Genomic DNA, 20472 nt, shown 5'->3' with positions numbered 1-20472 from the left:
CGTGACTATGCTGCGGAAAAGAGGAATGGTTGCCCCCCGGATCGGACGACGGCGGCGCCGAGGCACCCGCACGCCCGGTCAGCACGGACAGGTTGCCGACGAGAGGGCCGGACGCGATGCCGATTCCTATCATATTTGCCGCTGTTGCGCTCAGCCTTCTTTGCGGCACCGCCGCGCGCGCGGAAGCGGTGGTCGATCGCGTCAAGCGCAACCTGGTCGTGCGGTGCAGCATTGACATGACGCCGGGGTTCAGCGGAGTCGACGCCACCGGGCGGGCCCACGGATTCGACGTGGACGTCTGCCGCGCCGTGGCCGCGGCGGTGCTGGGAAGCGCCGATGCCATCGACCTGGTGCGCGTCAACACCGCCAACAAGTTCAAGGCCCTGACGAACGGCGAAACCGACGTCGCACTGGGCATGACCACCTGGACGATGGGGCGCGACACGGGTCTGGGCGTCACCTTCCCCGGCGTCTATTACTTCGACGGCCAGAGCTTCATGGCGTGGCGGGACACCGGCCTGACGCGGCTGGACCAGGTCGCCGGACGGCGCATCTGCGTGCAGTCCGGGACCACCTCGCTGGCCAACCTGACCGGCCATCTGCGCGTTCTGGGCATCACCGCCCGCATCGTCGAGAGCAGCAGCAGCGACGAGAAGTTCCGCCGCTTCGCCGCGCGGGACTGCGATCTGGTGACCGGCGACCGGGCCGAACTGGCGGCGCGCCGGTCCACGATGATCGGCGGGCGCGACGATCTGGTGCTGTTCTCCGACACCATCTCGCGCGAACCGCTGGGCCCGGTGGTGGCGGACGGCGATCCGCAATGGCAGCGGATCGTCCGCTGGGTCCTGCTGGCGACCATCGTCGCCGAGCACAAGCAGGTCACCGCCGTCGCCGCCCGGTCCATGGACCCGCAGACCGCCGCCGGGATCGCCGACCGCGAGGTGCGGCGCCTGCTGGGCGGCGACCCGGACGCCGGCAAGGGTCTGGGGCTGGACGGGCAATGGGCACAGCGGACCATCGCGGCGGTGGGCAACTACGCGGAGATGTTCGACCGCAACCTCGGCTCCGGCTCCGGCATCGGGCTGGAGCGCGGGCTGAACGCCCTGTGGGTGGACGGGGGCCTCCACTACGCCCCGCCGTTTTGAGCATCGCGGCCTCTCCCGGCGGCGGCGCGAGGGTCAGGCGGCCATCAGCTCACGCACATGGGCCATGCAGCCGTCGGCGAGGCCGGCGAGGTCGTAGCCGCCCTCCAGGACCGACACGATGCGGCCGCCGCAGTGGCGGCGCGCCACGTCGACCAGGGCGCGGGTGACCCGGGCGAAGTCCTCCCCCTCCAGCTCCAGACCGGCCAGCGGGTCGTCGGCGTGGGCGTCGAAGCCGGCGGAGATGAACAGCAGCTCCGGCTTGAACGCGTCCAGCGCCGGCAGGATGCGGCGCTCCACCCCGGCCATGAAGGCGTCGGTGGCGGACCCCGGCGCCAGGGGCACGTTGATGATGGTGCCATAGCGCCCGCGCTCGCTCTCCGCCCCGGTGCCGGGGTAGAGCGGCGACTGGTGGGTGGACGCGAACAGCGCGTCGCCGTCGTCGTAAAACATCGCCTGGGTGCCGTTGCCGTGGTGGACGTCGAAATCGACGCAGGCGATGCGTTGGATGCCGTGGCGGTTGCGGGCGTGCGCCATGCCGACGGCCACGTTGTTGAAGACGCAGAACCCCATGGGGCGCGCCTGCTCGGCATGGTGACCGCAGGGGCGCACGGCGCAGAAGACGGTCGATGCCTCACCCGCCACCACGGCGTCGACGCCGGCGCACACGGCACCGGCGGCCCGCAGCACGGCCCCGCGCGAGCCCGGCGACAGCACCGTGTCGGGGTCGAGACGTGCGGCCCGGCCCTCGTCCAGCGCCTCCAGCACCATGTCGACATAGGCCGGCAGGTGAACGGCCTTGAGCTGGTCGGGCGTCGCCGGCGGCGCCTCGCGCCGCGGCAGGGCCGCGAAGGGTTCCTGCTCCAGCGCCATCCACACCGCGCGGATGCGGTCCGGCCGCTCCGGGTGGCCGGGGCCGGTGTCGTGGTGCAGGAAATCCTCGTGGGTGATGATGATGGTGCTCACGGGCGGTCCCCATCCCTCGTTCGTGCAGGCAATGCTCAACGCACGACGGCGCCCGCCCGCACCCCGCGACCGGTCAGGGCGCGCAAGGGGGCGGGCGGCCGCGTGCGGGTGCGTCCTCCGGGCCGGCGCCGCGATGGCGCCCTACCCTCAATGGCTGACGGCGGCCGTGCCGTCCCAGCGTTCGCCGGCGGGACCGGCGGCGGGGGCGGCGGCGGCAACGACCGGTTCCTCGTCACGAACCAACAGCCGGTTCTTGATCAGATCGCGGACGCTGACCACGCCGACCAGGGTTCCGTCGTCCAGCACCGGCACATGACGGATGGAATGTTCGTCCATCAGCGTCAGCACGTGGCGCAGCGTGTCGGAGGGGTGGCAGATGATGGGGTTGCGGCTCATCAGCTCCGACACCGGCTGGGCAAGGATCGCCGGGCCGCGGTCGACCAGGCCGCGCACCACGTCGCGCTCGGAAATGACCCCGACCACGGTGTTGCCTTCGGTGCGGCACACGTCCTTCACGACGAGGGCGCCGATGTTCTCACGGCGCATCAGCGTCAGCGCGGTCTCCACCGATTCGTTGATGCGAACCATGTTGATCCGCGTACCCTTCCTGCGGAGAATGTCTTCGACCTTCATGACACTGCCTCCTCGCGTGTCGATTGCTGGACGTCGCCAGGGCGCCGCCGGTGACCGGCGGAGCGGTGCTGAGCGCATGGCGTCGCGGTGGTCCGCGGCGGGCGGCGGAACCCGGTTGCCGCTGCCGTCGTCCCTGGTATACTGGTATACCATATTCAAAATGTCAACGCGTTCGTGCGGCCAGCGGATAGTTCTTAAGTCCAACAGAGGGGCGGCGTTACCGCACCCCTCCGGTCAGGCTCAGCGCCAGGCCGATGTCGCCGCGGCCCCGGGGTTCCGAAAGCTGGTCGAGCCAGTCCAGGAAGTCGCCGTGACGCTCCACGTGAGCCGCCAGCCCCAGCGTGTGCTCGCGCGCCAGACGCCCCGCCGCCTCGGCGTCGCGCAGTTCCAGGGCGGTGATGATCTCCCGATGGTCCTGGATGGAGCGTTCGGCGCGGTTGTCGCGGCCGATGGTCAGCTTGCGGATGGCGCGGATGTGGATGAACAGGTTGTCCGTCATGTCCTGCAGCAGCCGCGCCCCGCTCAGTCGGATGATCGTCTTGTGGAAGGCGACGTTGGCGTCCGAGTACTCCTTCATATGGTCGGCCGGGCTCCGCTCCTCGAAGTCGCGGAACAGGTCCCACAGGGACCGCAGGTCGTCGTCGCTCGCCCGTTCGGCGGCCAGGCGCGCGGCCATGCTCTCCAGCGCCGCCCAGGCGATGATCATCTCGATGATCTCCTGCTTGGTCTTGCGCACGACGAAGATGCCGCGCCGCGGCTCCAGCCGCACGAAGCCTTCCTGCTCCAGCAGGGTGAGCGCCTCGCGGATGGGGGTGCGGCTGACGCCGAGCTGGTCGCTGAGCTGGCGTTCGTCGAGCCGCACCTCGCCGGGGTGGTCGTAGATGTCCATGTCGATGATGGCGTGCTTCAACGTCCGATAGACCTGGCTGCGGAACGTCGTCCCGACGTCCACCGGCTGGACGTTGATGGCGGGAGGGGGCATCGAGGGTCGCTCCTGTCTGGAAGTCACGGGTCGGATGGCGCGTCCGGACGGTCCGGCAGCCGCTTCCGCCGGCGCCGCCGCGCGCCGTCCCTCATTCGACGAAACGGTTGCGGTGAAGGTGCTCCTCGATGCCGCGGACGCCGGGAACGCTCTCGGCAGCCACGCGCAGGGCGTGGCGCTGGTCGTCGTTGTCGACGACGCCCCACAGGTGCACGACGCCGTCATTGACCACGATGTTCACGTGGTTCACGTCGATCCACGCCTCGTCGCCCAGCCGCCCCAGGAGGGTTTCGCGGATCGCCGCATCGCCGGTCGTGCGCGGCTGCGGCGTGCGGTAGGCCACCAGGCCGTGCAGCAGGTTGGCCCGGCTGACGATGCCGACGACCCGGCCGTCGTCGCTGACGGGAACGCGCTTCACCCGCTCGCGCTCCATCAGGCTGGCGATGTCCGTCAGCTCGGTGTCCGGCCCGACGGTGATGACGTGGCGGGTCATCACGTCGGCGGCGCGGGTGCCGTGGGACTTCACGTAGTCGGTGGCCTGGCCGCGGCCGCCGGTGAAGATCTCCAGCCAGCGCGAGCGGCGACGCTCGGTGCCGGTCTCGGCGCGGTGCAGCAGGTCGCCCTCGGTGACGATGCCGACCAGACGGCCGTCCGCTTCCGTCACGGGGACGCCGCTGATGCGGCGTTGCAGCAGAAGGGCCGCGATGTCCGGCACCGGTGTGTCGGGGGTCACCGTGATCACCGGCGACGTCATGACGTGCTTGGCTTGCATGTTGCCTCTCCTTGTCCGACCGGAAATGTCTGATCCGCCCTTGAAAGCCTTCGGTGGCATTCGGTATGCGCCATGGGGTCTGCGACATGCGGTCGCGTTGAGCCCGGCCGCGGTTTGCGGCATCCCTGCCGCGCCGCTGCGCCGGACGCCCGGCGCATTCAAAGACCAGGGACCCCCATGACCCTCGACACCGCGCTCCAGGCCCTTGCCGTCATCATCCCCGTCGCCGCCCTGGCGACGGTGGTGACCGAGATCGTGACCCGTGATCCCCGCATCCTGTGGGAGATCGTGACCGACGTCCGGGCCATGGCCCGCCCCGACCGCCACGGCCCGGCCAACAGCAACCGGCCGGGCCGTTCCACCGACCGCCGCGCGGCGTGACGGCGCCGGCGTGTCCGGGGGACGGAAGGCGGCGGTGCGCCGCCCGCCGCTTCCCGGTCCGGGCTACTTCGCGGCGACCGCCTCGGTGCCGCCCGTGGTGCCGGACTTCCGGCGGATGAAGGTGCTGATCACCGGCCAGAAGAGCATGAACAGGGCCAGGGTGATGATCCCGCCGACCAGGTAGTTGGACCAGAAGATCGCCAGGTCACCCTGCGAGACCAGCATGGCCTGGCGGAACGACCCTTCCGCCATGTCGCCCAGCACCAGCGCCAGGACCAGCGGCGCCAGCGGGTAGGACAGCTTCTTGAAGATGTAGCCGAGCACGCCGAACACCAGCATCAGCACCACGTCGAAGAAGGCGTTGTGCACGGTGTAGGCGCCGACGGCGCAGATCACCACGATGACCGGCGCGATGATGCTGAAGGGGATGCGCAGGATCGCGGCGAACAGCGGCACCGTGGTCAGCACCACGATCAGGCCGGCGATGTTGCCCAGGTACATGGAGGCGATGAGGCCCCACACGAAGTCGGCCTGTTCGACGAACAGCAGCGGACCGGGTTGCAGACCCCAGATCAGCAGGCCGCCCAGCAGCACCGCCGCGGTGGGCGAGCCGGGGATGCCCAGCGTCAGCATGGGCAGCAGCGCGCTGGTGCCGGCGGCGTGGGCCGCCGTCTCGGGCGCCACGACGCCTTCCATCTCACCGGTGCCGAACTTGCTGCCGTTGCGCGAGAAGCGCTTGGCCAGGCCATAGCTCATGAACGAGGCCGGGGTGGCACCGCCGGGGGTGATGCCCATCCAGCAGCCGACGATGGACCCGCGCATGGCGGTGACCCAGTACTTCGGCAGTTGCTTCCAGGTGCGCCAGACGACGGTGGCGCTGATCCGGGCGGACTTGCCGCGGAAGGCCAGCCCCTCTTCCATGGTCAGCAGGATTTCGCCGATGCCGAACAAGCCGATGACCGCGATCAGGAAGTCGAAGCCGCGCAGCAGCTCCACCGACCCGAAGGTCATGCGCAGCTCGCCCGTCACCGTGTCGATGCCGACGGCGGCCAGCGCGAAGCCCAGCATCATGGCACACAGCACCTTGAAGGGGGAGTCGCTGCCCATGCCGACGAAACTGCAGAAGGTCAGCATCTGGACCGCAAAGAATTCCGCCGGCCCGAACTGCAGGGCGAAGGCGGCGATCACCGGGGCCAGGAAGGTGATGACGATGACCGCGAAGAAGGCGCCGAAGAAGGACGAGGTGAAGGCGGTCGTCAGCGCCTCGCCGGCGTGGCCCTTCTGGGCCATGGGGTGCCCGTCGAAGGTTGTTGCCACCGACCATGGCTCGCCGGGAATGTTGAACAGGACGCTGGTTATGGCGCCGCCGAACAGCGCGCCCCAGTAGATGCAGGACAGCATGATGATGGCCGAGGTCGGCGACATGCCGAAGGTCAGCGGCAGGAGAATGGCCACGCCATTGGCCCCGCCGAGACCCGGCAGCACGCCGATGAGGACACCCAGCGTGATACCGATGAACATATAAACGATGTTCATGGGGTCGGCGACGACGCCGAAGCCCTGTATAAGTGACCCGAGCGCTTCCAAAGTACCCTCCCTGTTGCTGCCCGGTGGAGCCGCCCCGCCCGTTGTCCGCCGTCCGGGCGCACGGGGGGTGTGCGCCGGGAGCCGGGCGGCCCCGCAACGGGCGGAATGCGGCACGAAAAACTGGTGTCAGGTCGTTTCGCTGCGTGATGCGGGCGTCAGAACCCGAGCATCGCTTCCACCGGTCCCTTGGGCAGCGGCACCAGGAACCAGATCTCGAAGGCGACGAAGAGGGCGACCGGAACCCCGACCGCGACGGGGACGATCTTCTGCACCGGGTACTTGCCGACCCAGTACATGAAGAAGGCGATGAAGATGGCGGCCGCCACGTAGATGCCGAGGAACGACACCAGGGCGACGAAGACGCTGCTGGGCACCAGCACCTGGAGGACCAGCGCAAGCTGGTGCTTTTCCACGAAGGTGCCGCTGTCGGCGTTGGTCTGCCGGAAGATCGCCGTGCCCATGATGGCCAGGGCGCTGACCAGCATGATCAGGCCGACGTAGAAGGGAAAGTAGCCGGCCTCCGGGCCGTCCGATGCCCAGCCGGCACCGACCCGGGCGCTGTCCATCATGACGATGATGGAGAACAGGGCGAACAGCCCGGCGACGACGATTTCCATGACCCGGTTCGAGACGACCGGGGCGCTGCTTTCGGTTTCGTGATCCACGTTCCAACTCCCCGGGAGTCAGCTCCCGAATGGGGCCCCGGAGGCGGCGCTCCGGGGCCGGGACACACGGTGGCGGGCCGTTACTTCTTGGCCAGGCCCGCGTCGGTCATCAGCTTGCGGTGCTGCTCGTCCGCCGACGCCAGCCATTTGGTGTAGTCGTCGCCGGTCATGAAGGTCGTGTTGAAGGCGCCCTTCTCCATGAAATCCTTCCATTCCGGGGTCTCACGGACCTTCTGGAAGAGGTCGACGTAATAATCGACCACGTCCTTGCTGACCCCGGCCGGCATCATGATGCCGCGCAGCATGGTGTAAGTGACGTCGAGGCCGGACTCCTTGCAGGTGGGGATGTCGTTCCACGACTGGGTGCCGGCGATCGGCTCCTTGAGCGGGATGCGCTCGTCGTCGAAGACGCACAAGGGGCGCAGCGCCCCGGCGCGCCACTGGGACACCGCCTCGATCGGGTTGTTGACCGAGGAGTTGACGTGGTTGCCGACGAGCTGCGCCGCCACGTCGCCGCCGCCCTTGTAGGGGATGTAGGTGAACTTGGTGCCCGCCGTGGCGTCGATGCCGACGGTGATGATCTGGTCTTCCTGCTTGGAGCCGGTGCCGCCCATCTTGTACTTGTTGGGGCCGGCCGTCTTCACGGCGTCGATGAATTCCTTGGCGCTCTGGTACGGGGACGCGGTGTTGACCCACAGGACGAAGTTGTCCAGCGCCAGCATGGCCACCGGGGTCATGTCCTTATAGGAGAAGGGAACACCCGTCGCCAGCGGGGTGGTGAACAGGTTGGACAGCGTGATGATGATCTTGTGCTCTTCGCCCTTGGAGCCCTTGATGTCGAGGAAGCCCTCGGCACCGGCGCCGCCGGACTTGTTGACCACGACGATGGGCTGCTTCATCAGATTGTTCTTCTGAATCACGCCCTGGATCATGCGGGCCATCTGATCGGCGCCGCCGCCGGTGCCGGCCGGCACCACGAATTCCACCGACTTGGTCGGCTCCCAGGCGAAGGCAGTGGTCGGAAGCGCCGACAGGGCGGTCGCCCCGAGAACCGCCGTCGCGAACGTGGCCGCCGTGGCAAGACGCGGATGCTTGACGACTTTCATGTGCTGTTTCCTTCCCTCACTGGCCGGGACCCCAATCCTCCCGGGTTTCTGATTTGCAGTCATCATTCCCTGTGCATGGCACTGATGATTGGTGACACTGATTGACCGCTTGGGATACGGTATCTGGCATGCAGTGTTGGAATCAACAGCTTTCTCTCTGCTCCTGCCGGGGGTCTTCAAGGCTTTGGCGCCTATTGGCACTCTACTTGCAATGGACCGGATACCGGGCCATATGCACGGGATACAGGAATGGGGTGGCATGCTCCGGCACCGCTGCGGCCCTTCGGGGCGTTCGATGAACCATGGAGAAAAGAATGAAAATCCTGGTACCGGTTGATGGATCCGAACCCTCTCTGCACGCCGTTGACTACATTGCCAAGACGTTCGCAAGAACGGATGCCGAGGTTTTTCTTTTGAACGTGCAGCACCCGCTGCCCAGCGCGGTCAGCGACTTCGTCGGTGAGGCGGAGCGGCATGCGTATCATGAGGAGGAGGGGCGCAAGGCCCTGGACGGCGCGCGCCAGAGGTTGAGCGACGCGGGCATCGCCCACCACGACCACATCGCGCTGGGCAGTGTCGCGGAGACCATCGTGCGGCACGCGACCGAGCTGGGCTGCACCCAGATCGTCATCGGCAGCCGGGGCCTGAGCCCGCTGCCGAACCTGCTGCTGGGCTCCACCACGACGCGGGTTCTGAACCTGGCCGAGGTCCCGGTAACCGTCGTCAAATAAGCCGGAACCGCGCGCGGCGGCCTTGAAATCCGCCGCGCGCACCGCCGGGAGCCGGGGTTAGGCGAGCCCCGGCGTCCCGCAAGGGGCGGTCACCACGGACCGCCGCCGGATTTCCACCATGTGGAAAACCCGGTCGCCACGCGCCATCGCGGCCGCCGGGATGTCCCCGCGGCCGACTCCCGCCCTACCCATGAAGTTCGCGCATACCCGACCCGCTAATCCCACAAATCTTCGGGCGGGCCGTCGCGCCGGTGCGGCGGCGTTGCTGGTATGCCAGATTCAGAATTTGGAATCCACAGTTTTCCGCCGGGACCGGACCCCGGTGCTGCCCGCCGACTGCGCCTGTTGTGAAAGGGCTGGCGTGCGGCGGCGGTCTGACGTTGAATCGGCGCCATCCCTGCCCGCACCGGAGGACGCGCCCGTGATTTACGCCATCGACGACACTACCCCGCGCCTTGCACCGACCGCCTGGGTCGCCCCCACCGCCACCGTGGTGGGTGATGTGGAACTGGCGGAGGACGTTTCGGTGTGGTGGGGGGCGGTGATCCGGGCCGAACTGGACCGGGTGGTCATCGGCGCCGGCAGCAACGTGCAGGATAATGCGGTGCTGCACGTCGATCCCGGCTACCCGCTGACGCTGGGCCGCGGGGTGACGGTGGGGCACCTGGCAATGCTGCACGGCTGCACCATCGGCGACGGCACGCTGGTGGGCATCGGCGCCACCGTCCTGAACGGGGCGCGCATCGGCCGCGACTGCCTGATCGGCGCCCACGCCCTGATCGGCGAAGGCAAGGAGATCCCCGACCGGTCGGTGGTGATGGGGATGCCCGGCCGGATCGTGCGGGAGGTGAGCGACGCCGATCTGGAGCGCCTGCGCCAGCCCGCCGCCGTTTATGTGGAGCGCGCGCGGGTGTATGCCGCCCGTCTGACGCCGGTGAGCCGGGGCTGACGCCGGAGGCTACGCCGCGCCGCGGGACGTCAGGGTTTGCCGAACAGCACGACGTCGGTCCCGGCGGGCTCCGCGGTCCAGCCGAAGCGGCGGGCAATCCAGTCCAGCGTTTGCGGCCGGTAGAAGACCACGTGGCTGGCCTCGCGGATGTAGGGCCAGCCGGCGAAGGCGGTGTCGTCACGCAGGATGCCGGTCATCAGGGCGAGCCAGCCGCCCGGCCGCAGCAGCCCGTCGATGCGGGCGAATGCGGCGTCCGGCCGGTGGAAGTGCTCCGCCACCTCGGTGCAGACCACGAAATCGTAGGTGCGCGCCAGCGCGTCGGCGTCGGGGGCGAAGAACGGGTCCCAGGTGCGCACGGCGAATCCCCGTTCCCCCAGCATGGCCGGCACCGCCGGCCCCGGCCCGCAGCCGAAGTCCAGCCCTTCGGCCCCCGGGGCCAGCCGGTCGAGCAGCGGGTCGGTGGCACGCGCCAGGAAGCGGCGGTAGCGCGGGTCCGCCGGATCGTTGGTGTGCAAGGCGTATTCCGCGCGTTCGGCGGCCGCGTCGGGCCGCTGCGCCGGTTCCAGGAACGTCAGCCGGCAGGTCCCGCAGCGCCGGTACCGCCGCCCCCGCACGGTGGCGAAGGGCGCCGCCCCGGGGGCCCCGCACAGGGGGCAGCGGGCGGGATCGTCGTGGTGTGGGTGCATGCGCCATGGTGGCAGAGGAATTCCGCCGTCGCGACGAAAAAAGCGCTTGCAACGGCCCCGGCGTTTTCGTACATACCGCTTCCCTTTTGCGGGTGTAGCTCAGTTGGTTAGAGCGCCGGCCTGTCACGCCGGAGGCCGCGGGTTCAAGTCCCGTCACTCGCGCCATGTTGCGGGCGTAGCTCAGGGGTAGAGCACAACCTTGCCAAGGTTGGGGTCGAGGGTTCGAATCCCTTCGCCCGCTCCATGTTGGGGGATCGTCTAGCGGTAGGACAGCGGACTCTGACTCCGCCAGCCTAGGTTCGAATCCTAGTCCCCCAACCATCTCTCCCGATTTCGCTTTAGAATCAACAGCTTGGCTCCGCTGCCCCGGCAATCCAGTGCCGGTGGTGCCCAGAGCTGGTGCCCACACCTGCTGCCCAGCGCACCGCCCGGCCAGAAACCGAGCACCGCGAGCATGGGCCATGCCTCCCACCTGATCCTGCGCCATCAGACCTGGCATTGGCGCCGCCGGATCCCCGCCGACTTGCGGCTGACGGCGCCGCAGGGGAGACTGAGCCTATCGCTCAAGACGAGCGTCCTCCGAGGAGCCCGGCGCCTCGCCCTGCTCCTCGATCTGGCTCTGGAGGACTTGCGCATGCACCCGACGCCGCTCGCCCCGGACACGCTGACGGCCATCCTGGCCAAGGTGCGCGACGACGCCCTGGCCCGGGAGGAGGCAAGGCGGGCTCCGTGGCCGCCCGACCTCGGGTTCGTCCCGCGTCCGGCGGCATCCCGCGGCATCGTGGTGCCGGAAGCCCTCGCCCAGACCTATCTGACGTGGCTTGCCGGGCAGGGCGGCATGGCCGAGGTGAGTGACGCCGACCTGCGGGACCCGCTGGCGGGCCGCGGGGATGGGATCGCGACCCTCGGCTCCGACGGTGCCGGCGACGCGGCAGCCGCCACTGTGGAAACGACGCCGGCGGTCGACGAAGCCGATGGGCCGGCCGATGGTGGTCCCGTCCACCGTGGGGCCACGCTGCCGCCGGACCTCGATCGGGCGATCCGGGACCTCGTCGCCCGCCACCCTGCCCCGCCGGCGCAGGTGACGACGGCGCGCGGTGCGTCGCAGATCCGCGACACCATCGCCCGTGGCGTCCAGGGCATGTGCGAGGACGCGTCGCGGCGGCGCGACGGGGCGTTGGCGAAAGACCACGTCGGGCGGGCGCTCGACGGCCTGGACCTGCCGGCGATCGAGGGCCATGACCGCGCCTCGGTCGAACGCCACGCCTTGTCCGTTCTGGCCGCGGTCCAGAACCAAGCGGCGTCGCGCGCATCGGACCCCGGCGAGGTCTCGACCCGAACGGTGCCGCCTCCCGTCGCCGCCCCGGACGCCCCCGCCACACGGACACCAGCCCCGACGGTCACCCAGATGCTGCAGAAGTGCATCAAGTTGAAGCGGGGCAAGGGCTGGAACGACAAGTCGGTCGCGGACGCCACGACGACCGTCCGCATGTTTGTTGAATTCCGCGGCGATGTCGCCGTCGATCAGGTGACGAACGCCGACGCCCGTGACTACAAGGAGATCCTGCTCGACCTGCCGAAGCTGGCCGGCAAGGGCCGCTATGCGCGGCTCACGGTGCGTCAGCTCGTTGCCGAGGCGAACGCCCTCGAGCAGGCGTTGAACGACGGGACGATCTCCCCCGCGAGCGTCCATGGTGTCCATCGGGACGACGACAACGAAACGTGGCACGTCGAACGCTACTCCCTTACGACCGTCAACAAGCACCTCAATTTTTTGAACGTGATTTTTAGGGAGGCTATGGCCTATCTCGGCCGCGATCCGGACAGCTCGGTGTTCGGCAGCCAGCTGTACGAGAAGTCACTGATCCGGAAGCACCGTCGGAAGCGGCGCGCCTACGAAGTGGACGAGCTGGAACGCTTGTTCCGGTCGCCGGCCTGGACCGGCTGCGTCGACGACCGGTTGCGCGCCACGCCGTCGGACCGCCCGCCGCCGCGCGACGCCCGGTACTGGGCTCCGCTGATCGCGGCGCATCAGGGCATGCGCCTGGAGGAGATCCTGCAACTCAGGCCGGAGGACATCGGCGAGCAGGACGGGATGGCGGTCGTCCGCATCCGGGAAGGTGCGGGGCAGACGTTGAAGACCGCGTCGAGCACCCGGGTGGTGCCGCTCCATTCGACCCTGGTCCGCCTGGGCCTGCCGAAGCAGGCCGCGGCCCGGCGAGCGGAAGGAGCCAAGCAACTGTTTCCCGAATTGCGGCGCGGTGGCGGTTTCGGCACATACGGCCATGCCTTCAGCCTGTGGTGGACCGAGTACCGAAGGAAGATCGGCGTCTACGAGCCGTCGAAGGATTTCCATTCGTTCAGGACGAGCCTCAACACGCACTTGCTCCGCCGCGGCGTGAACGAGACGACCATCAAGGCGCTGCTGGGCCACAGCACCGCCGGCGACATCACGGCGGACGACTACAACGCCGGCCTGACCCTGGCCGATCTGCGGCGCGCGCTGGAGCTCTGGCAGCTCGATGTCGGTCACCTCGCCGACTGACCGCCTCCACCGCCCGGCGCTCCGGCCAAGCCGGTCGGGAGCGCCGGGTGGTGGAGGCGTCCGGCGCCGGCCGTCGCTACGGGATCATGCCGGCTCCCGGGCAAGCCACCGCGCGATGAACTGGCCGCGGTTGCTGACCCCGAGCAGCCGATAGATCTGGGAGAGATGGATCTTGACCGTCCCCTCGGCGATGCCGAGGCGGTGGGCGACCACCTTGTTGGGCGCGCCGGTGGCGAGCAGCGCGGCCACGTCCTGCTGGCGCGGCGTGAGACCCAGCGCCGGCGGCGGCGGCAACGGCGCCACGACCGGCCGGCGCAGCGGCCGCAGCGCCGGCTGCGACACCACCCCACATCCCCGGCCAACCAGCCGCAGGATGGCGGCGATGTCGGCGGGGCCCTCGTCACCGTGCAACACGGCGTCGGCGCCCCGGAGGATGGTCGGCGACCAGGGGGCGTCCCGGCCGTCCAGGACGGCCACCACGTGATCGGCGGCACCGACCAGGGTGAGGGCGCGGACGTCGGCCCGGAGGGTGCCGTCCGCGTCGGCCCGGACCAGGGCGAACCGGTAGCCGGCCCCCGCCGCGATGTCCGACGGGTCGCCGACGATGTCGACACCGTCCACCACGCCGGCCTGCTCGACGAGCCGGGCAAGTCCGTGGCCGAGCAGCGGCTGACGGATGGCGACCACGGCCCGGCCGGAAACGGCCAAATCCAATGAAGTCATGGTGATGCTCCTTGGCGCGGCAGCCCCGCCGGGCCACCGCGCGTGCCAGCGTTACAGGGAGACGACGACGTCGAGGCTGAGGGTGTGATGCGGCGCGATGGCCACCACGGCCGTCACCTCCGGCTGGCCAGGGGACCGGTGGTGTCCCAGGAGGAGACGCCGGCCAAGGTCCGCCAGATCGCCGGCGAGATCCCGCAGCGCGCGCTCACCATGGACGCCGGGCAGGTCGCCGCACGTGCAGGCCTGCAGCACCTCGGCAACGCGCAGCTCGAGGTCAGGGTCGACGTCGGACCCGACGCCGACCACCACAACACGATGGACGACAATGCCATCGAGCAGGTCCAGCGCCGTCTCGGGGCGACGGCAGTAGACGGCCACACCGTCGGCGTCGACGACCACCCGCCTGGGCCAGGCCGCCAGCCGCACGATCCGACCGACGAGATCCTGCGCCGACGCCGGTGCGTTGGGCGCGCGGCCGTCGGCGCCGTCGAGGATGGCCCTGGCGTCGTCGGCCAACCACGGCGGAGTTCCGTCCGGATCGCGGTCGACGGCGTCGACCACCTCCCGGGCCAAACGGCGCGCCGCCGCGACGTCACCCGCGGCGGCGTGGGCGCGGGCGAGCGCAACGAGGCCCTGCGGCGTGGGGCAAGCCGTGTAGGCCGCCTGCAGGCGACGGACGGCCGCAAGGGGAGAATGAAGGGATTCGGGCATGCTGGACATCGGAATGGCTCTCGTTGGCTGTGGAACGGTGACGCCCGGTCGGGCCGCGGCGCCGCCAACGCGCCGCCGCGGCCCGACCGGGCGTCACGTCACCATCCCCATGTTCAACCCTCGGGTGAAAAGGGCTCGGTCGCGACGGCTACTCCCGGGCGGCACCCTCCCTGCGGTGCGACGGCACGTCCCCGGCCTCCTGTGCGATCGGCGCCGAGGCGGACCGGGAGTAGACGGCCCGCTCCACCTCGAGCATCCGATCATGCGCCGCGACCAGATGCGGCGCGATCCGGGCGATCGTCTGGCGCAGCAGCTCCGGTGCCACGGCATGCCCGCCGTTGGCGCGCCGCGCGAACTCCGTCCGCGCCCGCGTGAGGCCGAGGCGCGCCGAGGTCTCGGTCCGCGCGTTGTCGTCGCGCAGCCACGCGGTCAGCCGCTCGACATAAACGCGCACCTCGCGTGGCGGATCGACTCCCGACAGTGCCGGGGTTGGCGGCTCTTGCGCCGCCCTGTCCGCCGTCAGGTCCGATCCGGCCGCTGCGTCTGCGCGACCAGGGAGGCCAGCCGCTCCACCGCCATGGACAGGCGCACGATCGCCTCGGCCTGAATCCGCAGATGCTCCAGGATCTGGTCGGCGACGCTCGTGCCCGACGTCGGCTTGAGCAGCGCCATCAGCGCCTCGGTTCGCCCGTCGATCCGGATCAGGGTGTCGGTGGTCTGCGACGGGTCCATCAGCGATCTCCATCGTTAGCAGCGTTGCTGTCACCCGGCTCCTCTCGAGCCGGGCGACGAGGTCGATATGGGATTGCGGTTCGGGCGCCGCGGGCATGTGACGCAGCAGCTCGAGTGCCGGATCGATGACGCCTCGGAGGTGCCCCGGGCCCAGCAAGCTGTCGCACAAATCCTGGATGGGATCGGACGCATCGCCCGGCGCACGGTTGCCCGGCGTGGTCCGCCCGGGAGACGGGCCGTCATCTGGCTCCGGACCCGGCACAGCCGTCGTGGACACGGTCGGAGCCGGGCCGTCCCCAACGCCGTCGTCCGGCGCGACGATGACGGGGGTGTCGCGACACCCCTCGTCAACGGGTCCGAGAGTAGGGGATGGTTCCAAAGCCGGGTCGCGCAATCCGTCGGTCCAGTCGTCGGCCGCATGGTCCGCCGACCGAGATGCGGCATCGACGCTCCAGGGAATGCCGGCCTCCTCCAGCGCCGCGGACGCGGCGGCGATCCAGTCCGGCGGACCGGACAGCTCGACGCCCGGCCATGCGGCCGCCCGGACGAGCGCGACGAAAACGGTCACCGCATTAGCCGACACGGTGCCCGCCGTCCCCACGACGATCAGGTCGCCATGGTCGGTCAGCGTTTCACCCGTTGTCAGTCGGACGCGCAGGGGCCGATCGGCCTCATCCGGCCGCGGCCGGTCCACGGCCCGCAGGTACGGCCCGATCCGCGGGTCGATCGGCCGGCCGTAATGCTCGGCGAGACGGCGGAGCAATGCCGACGGCAGCGGCGCGTCGAACGCGACCGGCGGCGGCGTGGGCTGGTCCGGCATCCGGCGCCGACGTCCGGCAACGGCGGCATCGCCTGTCCACGGCCACCCTCGTGGGGCCGCGGAGTCGTCAAGGGCCGGATCAAAGGACGGCCCGTCATCGTCATAGGGCTGCTCCGAGGTCGCGCGCCAGATGGCGGCATCCCGGCGGGCCCGAAGGGGGGGCGCCCGCCGAGAGTGGAATTCCCGGTTGTTGGCGATCGTCCGAAGCTGCCGCACCTCGTCCGCGACGCGACGTCGGTCCTCCAGGCGGGCATGCAGCGCGTCCAGCGCGTCGCGCCGAGCGGCAATGTCGATCCCCAGCCGGCGCAACAGACACAACTCGGCGTCGACCTCGTCGCGTGCCGCCCCTTTGTCGCTCCGCGCCGCGGATCGCTTGATGTCACACTGCCCCACCCGGACCTCCGCGACCGACGGCAGCGTGGCAGGGTCCAGGTCGCCCAGGCGGGCCGCCACCGCCGCCGCCCGCAAGCGTCGCCCGTCGTCGTCGACGAGGCGCCGCCGCGGGGAATGGACCCCGCCCCGGGGGTCGACGATGACGATGTCGCGGCGATCGCCGCGCGCCAGGACATAGCCCTGCACCGCCAGCGCCACGGCGAAGGACCGGCCATTGTCGGAGCGGGCCCATGTCGACTGGATCAGGGCGTCCACGGCGCCCTGATCGACGCCGAGGCGCTTGGCCTGCTGGTGCTCGTCGTGGCTCAGCCGGCTGACTGGCCGTGCGTCGATGACGACGCCGTCCGCCCGTAGGCGGCCCGTGAAGCGCCCGGTCCCTAGCGTCAGGCCCAACGTCGCCTCGATGCTGCGTGCCGCCTGCTCGTTTTTTACATACCGCCAACCGTCGGGCGCCGCGGTCATGGTCGCGAGATCGATGCGGAGCCTGACCTGGTGGTAGTGACGGCGGCCATGCTTGATGTGCTCGATGATGACGTAAGGGCCATCGGGCAGCCCGTGACGCCGATCGTAGACGGTGAAGGCCATCCTCACCTGGTCGTCGGTCAACTCGATACCGGGTGCGGGGCTGATGCTCGCGTGGTCCAGCGGCCGGTGTGACCGGCCGCCCAGGGCCATGTCGGCCATGTCGAGCAGCATCGTGGGCACGGTCTCGCCCATCAGCCCACCGGCGACCACGATGCGCACACACTCGTTTTCAGCCGCCTCCAGGTGGGCGGCCAGCGCGACCGCCCCACCCCTGGCGCTGCTCTTGATGATGATCGACGGCCGCTCAGGCATCGCGCAGCGCCTCCGCGACCCTGGCCCGCATGTCGTCCAGCGGGCCAAGCGCCGCCCGGACCTCGGCGGGATCCATCGCACCGCTCGCGTTAGCCACGCGGGCGATCTGGTTGATGTTCGAACCGATCTTGCCGAGATCCCCGAGGATTGCTGCCAGCACCCCACCTTCCGGCCGGCGACGGCGGTGGCGGCGACGACGGCGCAGCGTCAGGTGCCGGGCGACATACGCCATCACCAATCGGCGGGCCAACTGGCCGGGGCTCTCGCCCTCGTCGCAGACCTCCTCGATCGCCGCCACATCGTCGTCCAGGGCGCGGAATCCCACGGTCCGCCGCATCTGCCGCTCCTCGGTCCCACTCTGATCCGACATGACCACCTCCACCTGATCCGAGACGTGACACAACCGGGAGAGGGTGCAGCGGAGAGATCTCTCTCCCTGCCAAGCTGCAAATAACCAGCGCCCTATGGGCGCGGTTAATTTGCACGGCTTGCTCACCCTCAAAATCGCTCTCCCGACGTTGACATGGATCAGCGACGCACTCCACGCAACAGGAGAGGCAGATTTTTTGCGTTTCCATTTTTTCTACGTGGACACACGACGCCGCGCAAGAGTTCCGCTTGGTTCTGAATAGGTTTCATTTCATGGAGGCCCACCGCCGAGCGCCATAGCACGCGCCACGTCTATGCGCCGGCAGGGTCACGGGGGAGTCACGGGGGCGCCACGGTCGCGCTTTGATTGCATAACCCGCTATAAGGATCGCGCTGCGGCCGCGATGACGAACACCGGCGGGCCCCGTGCATCGTAAGCGTCGGCTGGTGGATGCGGTCAGGGCTTCGTTTTGGGTTTCCGGCGGGCGAGGCGCTTGGCGAGGCGAGCGAATTCCTTGCAGACGGCGGCTACGCCCACGGTGGCCGGATCGAAGCCGGGTGCGCGCATTCGATCATCTCGGCATGGCGCTCATGTCCGGGATCGGCGATTGCCTTGAAGTGTGGTTCGTAGCCCCAGGGGCCGCCGATGTCTTCGGGCGGACACTGAGGTGATGTGGTGGACGGCCCTTCCACCCTCCTGGTTCGGTGGCAAGCTGATTGCCGTCTGAAGAAACCACCTCAGCCGGAGCCGGGACGGGCATGACGACGCCGGTCGATGGCGGCGCATCGAGCACGTGCACCGGCATGAACGCCGGCCTCTCGGCGGACAGTTCGCCGTTCTTGATCTGCCGGCGCCAGCGGTCGATCAGGCTGGTGCACACGCCATGGCGACGCGCCACCGCGGTCACCGCGCCGTGCCCGCCCCGGGCTTCGCCGACCAGGCGGATCGTCTCCTCGGCCGCGTAGGTGCGCCGCCCCGGACGCCGATGATGACGTCGATGCGCTGGAGCGCCACGGTGCAAACCACGCTGCTTGCCACGATGAAGGCGGCCCGGGAGCGGCGCCGACCTCCAGCTTTCATCACGCCGCCCATCCTTCCCGCAAGGCAGCCTCCAGACGGCGCTTACCCATTGGCAGCGTTCGTCCGACCATCAATGCTCGCGGCGCCCGAGGTGCCGTCGGCTCGCAAGTCCGTGCCGCCACGATCCGTCCCTGACGACAAGCCCGTTTGCTCCTGCATCACATCGGCTGGCCGACGAGACCGCCGCACCGGACCAGCCTCCAGGCAGGCCGGTGCCGCCGCCCCGTCCTTACCGCCCAGCCCGACCTCGGTCGAACGGCCGGTTGCCAAACCACCGGTGCCATCTGAAGCGTCCAATTCCGCCGTGTCGGCGGAAGTCCCGGTCGTGTTCACGCGCAAACCCGTGGCGGCCGCCACGTTCCCGACAGAGATGGGCATGGTGACGAGGAGGCGCTCGATGAAGGCGCCCAGCGCCCCGGCGGCATTGGCCTCCGCCACCAAAGTGATGATCTGCCGATGCGCGTCGGCCAGATCCCCGCGCCACTGCTCGACCTCAGCGCGCAAGCGGTCGATCTCGTGCCGACACTCCGCCTCGTCCCGTTCGAATCGTGCCTCAGCCGCCGTGAACACCTCGCTTCTCGACGCGAGCTGTTCGGCCAGCGTGGCAGCCTGCCCGCGAGCCGCGTCGCGTTCGCTCCGGGTGTCGGTCAACTCCTTGCGAAGCCCGTCGATGCAGGCCTCATGCGCCGCCGCCTCGGCCTCCGCGGCGCGGACCCGCTCTTCCAGGGCGAAAATGCGAGTCAGTGCACTCGCCTCTCGTACCTCGCACTCCTCGATCATCCCGGCGGCCTCCTCAACAATGCGCGCCGATTCCGCTACGCGTGCGTCCAAGACGCCCTGCAGCAGCGCCCTCTCCATGCCGAACCGCTCGCGCTCGGCAGCCCGTGTTGCCTCGCCAGCGGCATTGGCCGCGGCCAACGTCTCACCCAACCGCCGCTCTGCACGCTCGTCCACCTCGACCAATGCCTGCCGCATGGCGAGCTTCACCTGCACCAGCACTTGCGCGACGCCCGCCAGCCCCTCGGCGGCGGCGTCCAGCACTGCGGCAACCGCCGGCGGGATGCCGGCCACCGCATCCGCCTCCGGTTCGGCGCCCGGCACCGTCGGCTTCGCAGCCACCGGAGCGCTCATCTCGGTGGTCGCCTGATGCTGGGCCCGGCGTTCCTCGTACCACGCGCTGACCGCACGCAGCACCTGACTGTTGTTGCGGTTGACCATGGCGCGGATCGCCCGGGCCGAAGGCGGCACCTCTCCGCGCTTCCACGCGTCATCAAGGATCGCCCACACCCGGGCCCGCAGTTCGATGTCCACATCGGGCAATCCCGTGCTGTCGGCCGCGGCTCCGGCCACCGAGGCGGCACCGCAATTGTCGCTGGGCCCGATCATCGTCCTTCTCCTGTCCACGCGCGTACCGATTGCACGCTGGAGGGACATGGGTTCGCGCTGTTGGCACCGCGGAGGCGGCGCCGGGAACCGCTTGCTTCCGGAACCGCCGCCTTTGGAAGCAACCGGTTCCAGAAGCACCTGCTTCCTTGTGGTGATCTCCAATCCCACCGGTGGGATCAGGCCTTCACCATGACCCGGCGCTCCTCGCCACTGTGCTCGATTGCCTGTTCGATCATGCTGTCAGTGTCCAGATCCGGGGCGACAGCCGACGCCTC

The 20472-nt window shown here is 69.5% G+C and carries 19 protein-coding genes, 3 tRNA genes and 1 pseudogene; 8 read left to right on the top strand and 15 right to left on the bottom strand.

The annotated features are described in order from the left end of the window. The first annotated feature begins 116 nt into the window (after nucleotides 1-116). Nucleotides 117-1145: an amino acid ABC transporter substrate-binding protein gene (locus G472_RS0130215; RefSeq protein WP_029011382.1), complete on the top strand. Its 1029-nt coding sequence runs from the start codon at nucleotides 117-119 to the stop codon at nucleotides 1143-1145. A 33-nt stretch (nucleotides 1146-1178) separates the two neighbouring features. Here G472_RS0130215 and G472_RS0130210 read toward each other — a convergent pair whose 3' ends face one another. The 4 genes from G472_RS0130210 to G472_RS0130195 form a co-directional block, all read right to left on the bottom strand. Next, entirely contained in the window at nucleotides 1179-2108 is a 930-nt protein-coding gene (locus G472_RS0130210) for a histone deacetylase family protein (RefSeq protein ID WP_029011381.1), read from the bottom strand. A gap of 147 nt (nucleotides 2109-2255) precedes the next feature. Beyond that, complete coding sequence (locus G472_RS0130205; protein ID WP_029011380.1) at nucleotides 2256-2741, bottom strand: CBS domain-containing protein; 486 nt, start codon at nucleotides 2739-2741, stop codon at nucleotides 2256-2258. A gap of 217 nt (nucleotides 2742-2958) precedes the next feature. Beyond that, complete coding sequence (locus G472_RS36550) at nucleotides 2959-3723, bottom strand: GntR family transcriptional regulator (protein WP_051341642.1); 765 nt, start codon at nucleotides 3721-3723, stop codon at nucleotides 2959-2961. Nucleotides 3724-3814: 91 nt separating this feature from the next. Then, nucleotides 3815-4495 carry a CBS domain-containing protein gene (locus G472_RS0130195; RefSeq protein ID WP_029011379.1) on the bottom strand — a complete coding sequence of 227 codons (681 nt, stop codon included), beginning with the start codon at nucleotides 4493-4495 and terminating at the stop codon, nucleotides 3815-3817. Between the two features lie 177 nt (nucleotides 4496-4672). Between G472_RS0130195 and G472_RS0130190 the strand changes: the two genes are divergently transcribed. Continuing rightward, a complete protein-coding gene (locus G472_RS0130190; RefSeq protein ID WP_029011378.1) occupies nucleotides 4673-4876 on the top strand; it encodes a hypothetical protein in 204 nt (67 codons plus the stop codon). Between the two features lie 63 nt (nucleotides 4877-4939). Here the strand turns inward: G472_RS0130190 and G472_RS0130185 are convergent, their stop codons facing one another. From G472_RS0130185 to G472_RS0130175, 3 genes are all read right to left on the bottom strand, one after another. Further along, complete coding sequence (locus tag G472_RS0130185) at nucleotides 4940-6397, bottom strand: tripartite tricarboxylate transporter permease (RefSeq protein WP_245593631.1); 1458 nt, start codon at nucleotides 6395-6397, stop codon at nucleotides 4940-4942. A gap of 221 nt (nucleotides 6398-6618) precedes the next feature. Further along, entirely contained in the window at nucleotides 6619-7128 is a 510-nt protein-coding gene (locus tag G472_RS0130180; RefSeq protein ID WP_029011376.1) for a tripartite tricarboxylate transporter TctB family protein, read from the bottom strand. A gap of 80 nt (nucleotides 7129-7208) precedes the next feature. Continuing rightward, nucleotides 7209-8234, bottom strand: coding sequence for a Bug family tripartite tricarboxylate transporter substrate binding protein (locus tag G472_RS0130175; RefSeq protein WP_029011375.1), 1026 nt, complete (start codon nucleotides 8232-8234; stop codon nucleotides 7209-7211). Between the two features lie 314 nt (nucleotides 8235-8548). On the opposite strand from G472_RS0130175, the gene G472_RS0130170 reads away from it, so the two are divergent. Both G472_RS0130170 and G472_RS0130160 read left to right on the top strand, forming a co-directional pair. Next, nucleotides 8549-8965 (top strand): universal stress protein, encoded by a 417-nt coding sequence (locus G472_RS0130170; protein WP_035694280.1) that lies wholly within the window; start codon nucleotides 8549-8551, stop codon nucleotides 8963-8965. 421 nt (nucleotides 8966-9386) lie between these two features. Continuing rightward, the gene (locus G472_RS0130160; RefSeq protein WP_029011373.1) at nucleotides 9387-9914 is read left to right on the top strand and encodes a gamma carbonic anhydrase family protein; all 528 of its coding nucleotides are present in this window, start codon (nucleotides 9387-9389) and stop codon (nucleotides 9912-9914) included. A 29-nt stretch (nucleotides 9915-9943) separates the two neighbouring features. Here the strand turns inward: G472_RS0130160 and G472_RS0130155 are convergent, their stop codons facing one another. Next, entirely contained in the window at nucleotides 9944-10600 is a 657-nt protein-coding gene (locus G472_RS0130155; protein WP_029011372.1) for a class I SAM-dependent methyltransferase, read from the bottom strand. Between the two features lie 88 nt (nucleotides 10601-10688). On the opposite strand from G472_RS0130155, the gene G472_RS0130150 reads away from it, so the two are divergent. The 4 genes from G472_RS0130150 to G472_RS0130135 all read left to right on the top strand — a co-directional run bounded on the left by G472_RS0130150 (nucleotide 10689) and on the right by G472_RS0130135 (nucleotide 13145). Beyond that, nucleotides 10689-10765, top strand: a tRNA-Asp gene (locus tag G472_RS0130150). Between the two features lie 4 nt (nucleotides 10766-10769). Further along, nucleotides 10770-10844: transfer RNA gene (locus tag G472_RS0130145), tRNA-Gly, on the top strand. A 3-nt stretch (nucleotides 10845-10847) separates the two neighbouring features. Continuing rightward, nucleotides 10848-10921: transfer RNA gene (locus G472_RS0130140), tRNA-Gln, on the top strand. A gap of 133 nt (nucleotides 10922-11054) precedes the next feature. Continuing rightward, nucleotides 11055-13145, top strand: coding sequence for a site-specific integrase (locus G472_RS0130135; RefSeq protein WP_029011371.1), 2091 nt, complete (start codon nucleotides 11055-11057; stop codon nucleotides 13143-13145). A gap of 84 nt (nucleotides 13146-13229) precedes the next feature. Here G472_RS0130135 and G472_RS40465 read toward each other — a convergent pair whose 3' ends face one another. The 7 genes and pseudogenes from G472_RS40465 to G472_RS0130105 form a co-directional block, all read right to left on the bottom strand. After that, nucleotides 13230-13868 (bottom strand): response regulator transcription factor, encoded by a 639-nt coding sequence (locus G472_RS40465; RefSeq protein ID WP_245593630.1) that lies wholly within the window; start codon nucleotides 13866-13868, stop codon nucleotides 13230-13232. 51 nt (nucleotides 13869-13919) lie between these two features. Next, nucleotides 13920-14588, bottom strand: coding sequence for a hypothetical protein (locus G472_RS0130125; protein WP_029011370.1), 669 nt, complete (start codon nucleotides 14586-14588; stop codon nucleotides 13920-13922). Between the two features lie 139 nt (nucleotides 14589-14727). Next, entirely contained in the window at nucleotides 14728-17361 is a 2634-nt protein-coding gene (locus G472_RS39320) for a relaxase/mobilization nuclease domain-containing protein (RefSeq protein WP_029011369.1), read from the bottom strand. Further along, on the bottom strand, nucleotides 17354-17731 hold the full coding sequence (gene mobC, locus G472_RS0130115) for a plasmid mobilization relaxosome protein MobC (protein ID WP_156927316.1): 378 nt from the start codon (nucleotides 17729-17731) through the stop codon (nucleotides 17354-17356). The genes G472_RS39320 and mobC overlap by 8 nt, the downstream gene beginning before the upstream one ends. A gap of 527 nt (nucleotides 17732-18258) precedes the next feature. Beyond that, a complete protein-coding gene (locus G472_RS40875; RefSeq protein WP_084537002.1) occupies nucleotides 18259-18423 on the bottom strand; it encodes an IS1096 element passenger TnpR family protein in 165 nt (54 codons plus the stop codon). A 140-nt stretch (nucleotides 18424-18563) separates the two neighbouring features. Then, nucleotides 18564-18752: pseudogene (locus G472_RS40870) on the bottom strand (transposase); the annotation flags it as partial. Nucleotides 18753-18853: 101 nt separating this feature from the next. Continuing rightward, complete coding sequence (locus tag G472_RS0130105; protein WP_029011366.1) at nucleotides 18854-20197, bottom strand: hypothetical protein; 1344 nt, start codon at nucleotides 20195-20197, stop codon at nucleotides 18854-18856. Nucleotides 20198-20472 lie beyond the last annotated feature (275 nt).

Source organism: Azospirillum halopraeferens DSM 3675, assembly GCF_000429625.1.
Lineage (GTDB): Bacteria > Pseudomonadota > Alphaproteobacteria > Azospirillales > Azospirillaceae > Azospirillum > Azospirillum halopraeferens.
The sequence above is the reverse complement of the archived record's forward strand: the minus strand, read 5'-3'. Positions and strand labels throughout refer to the sequence as shown.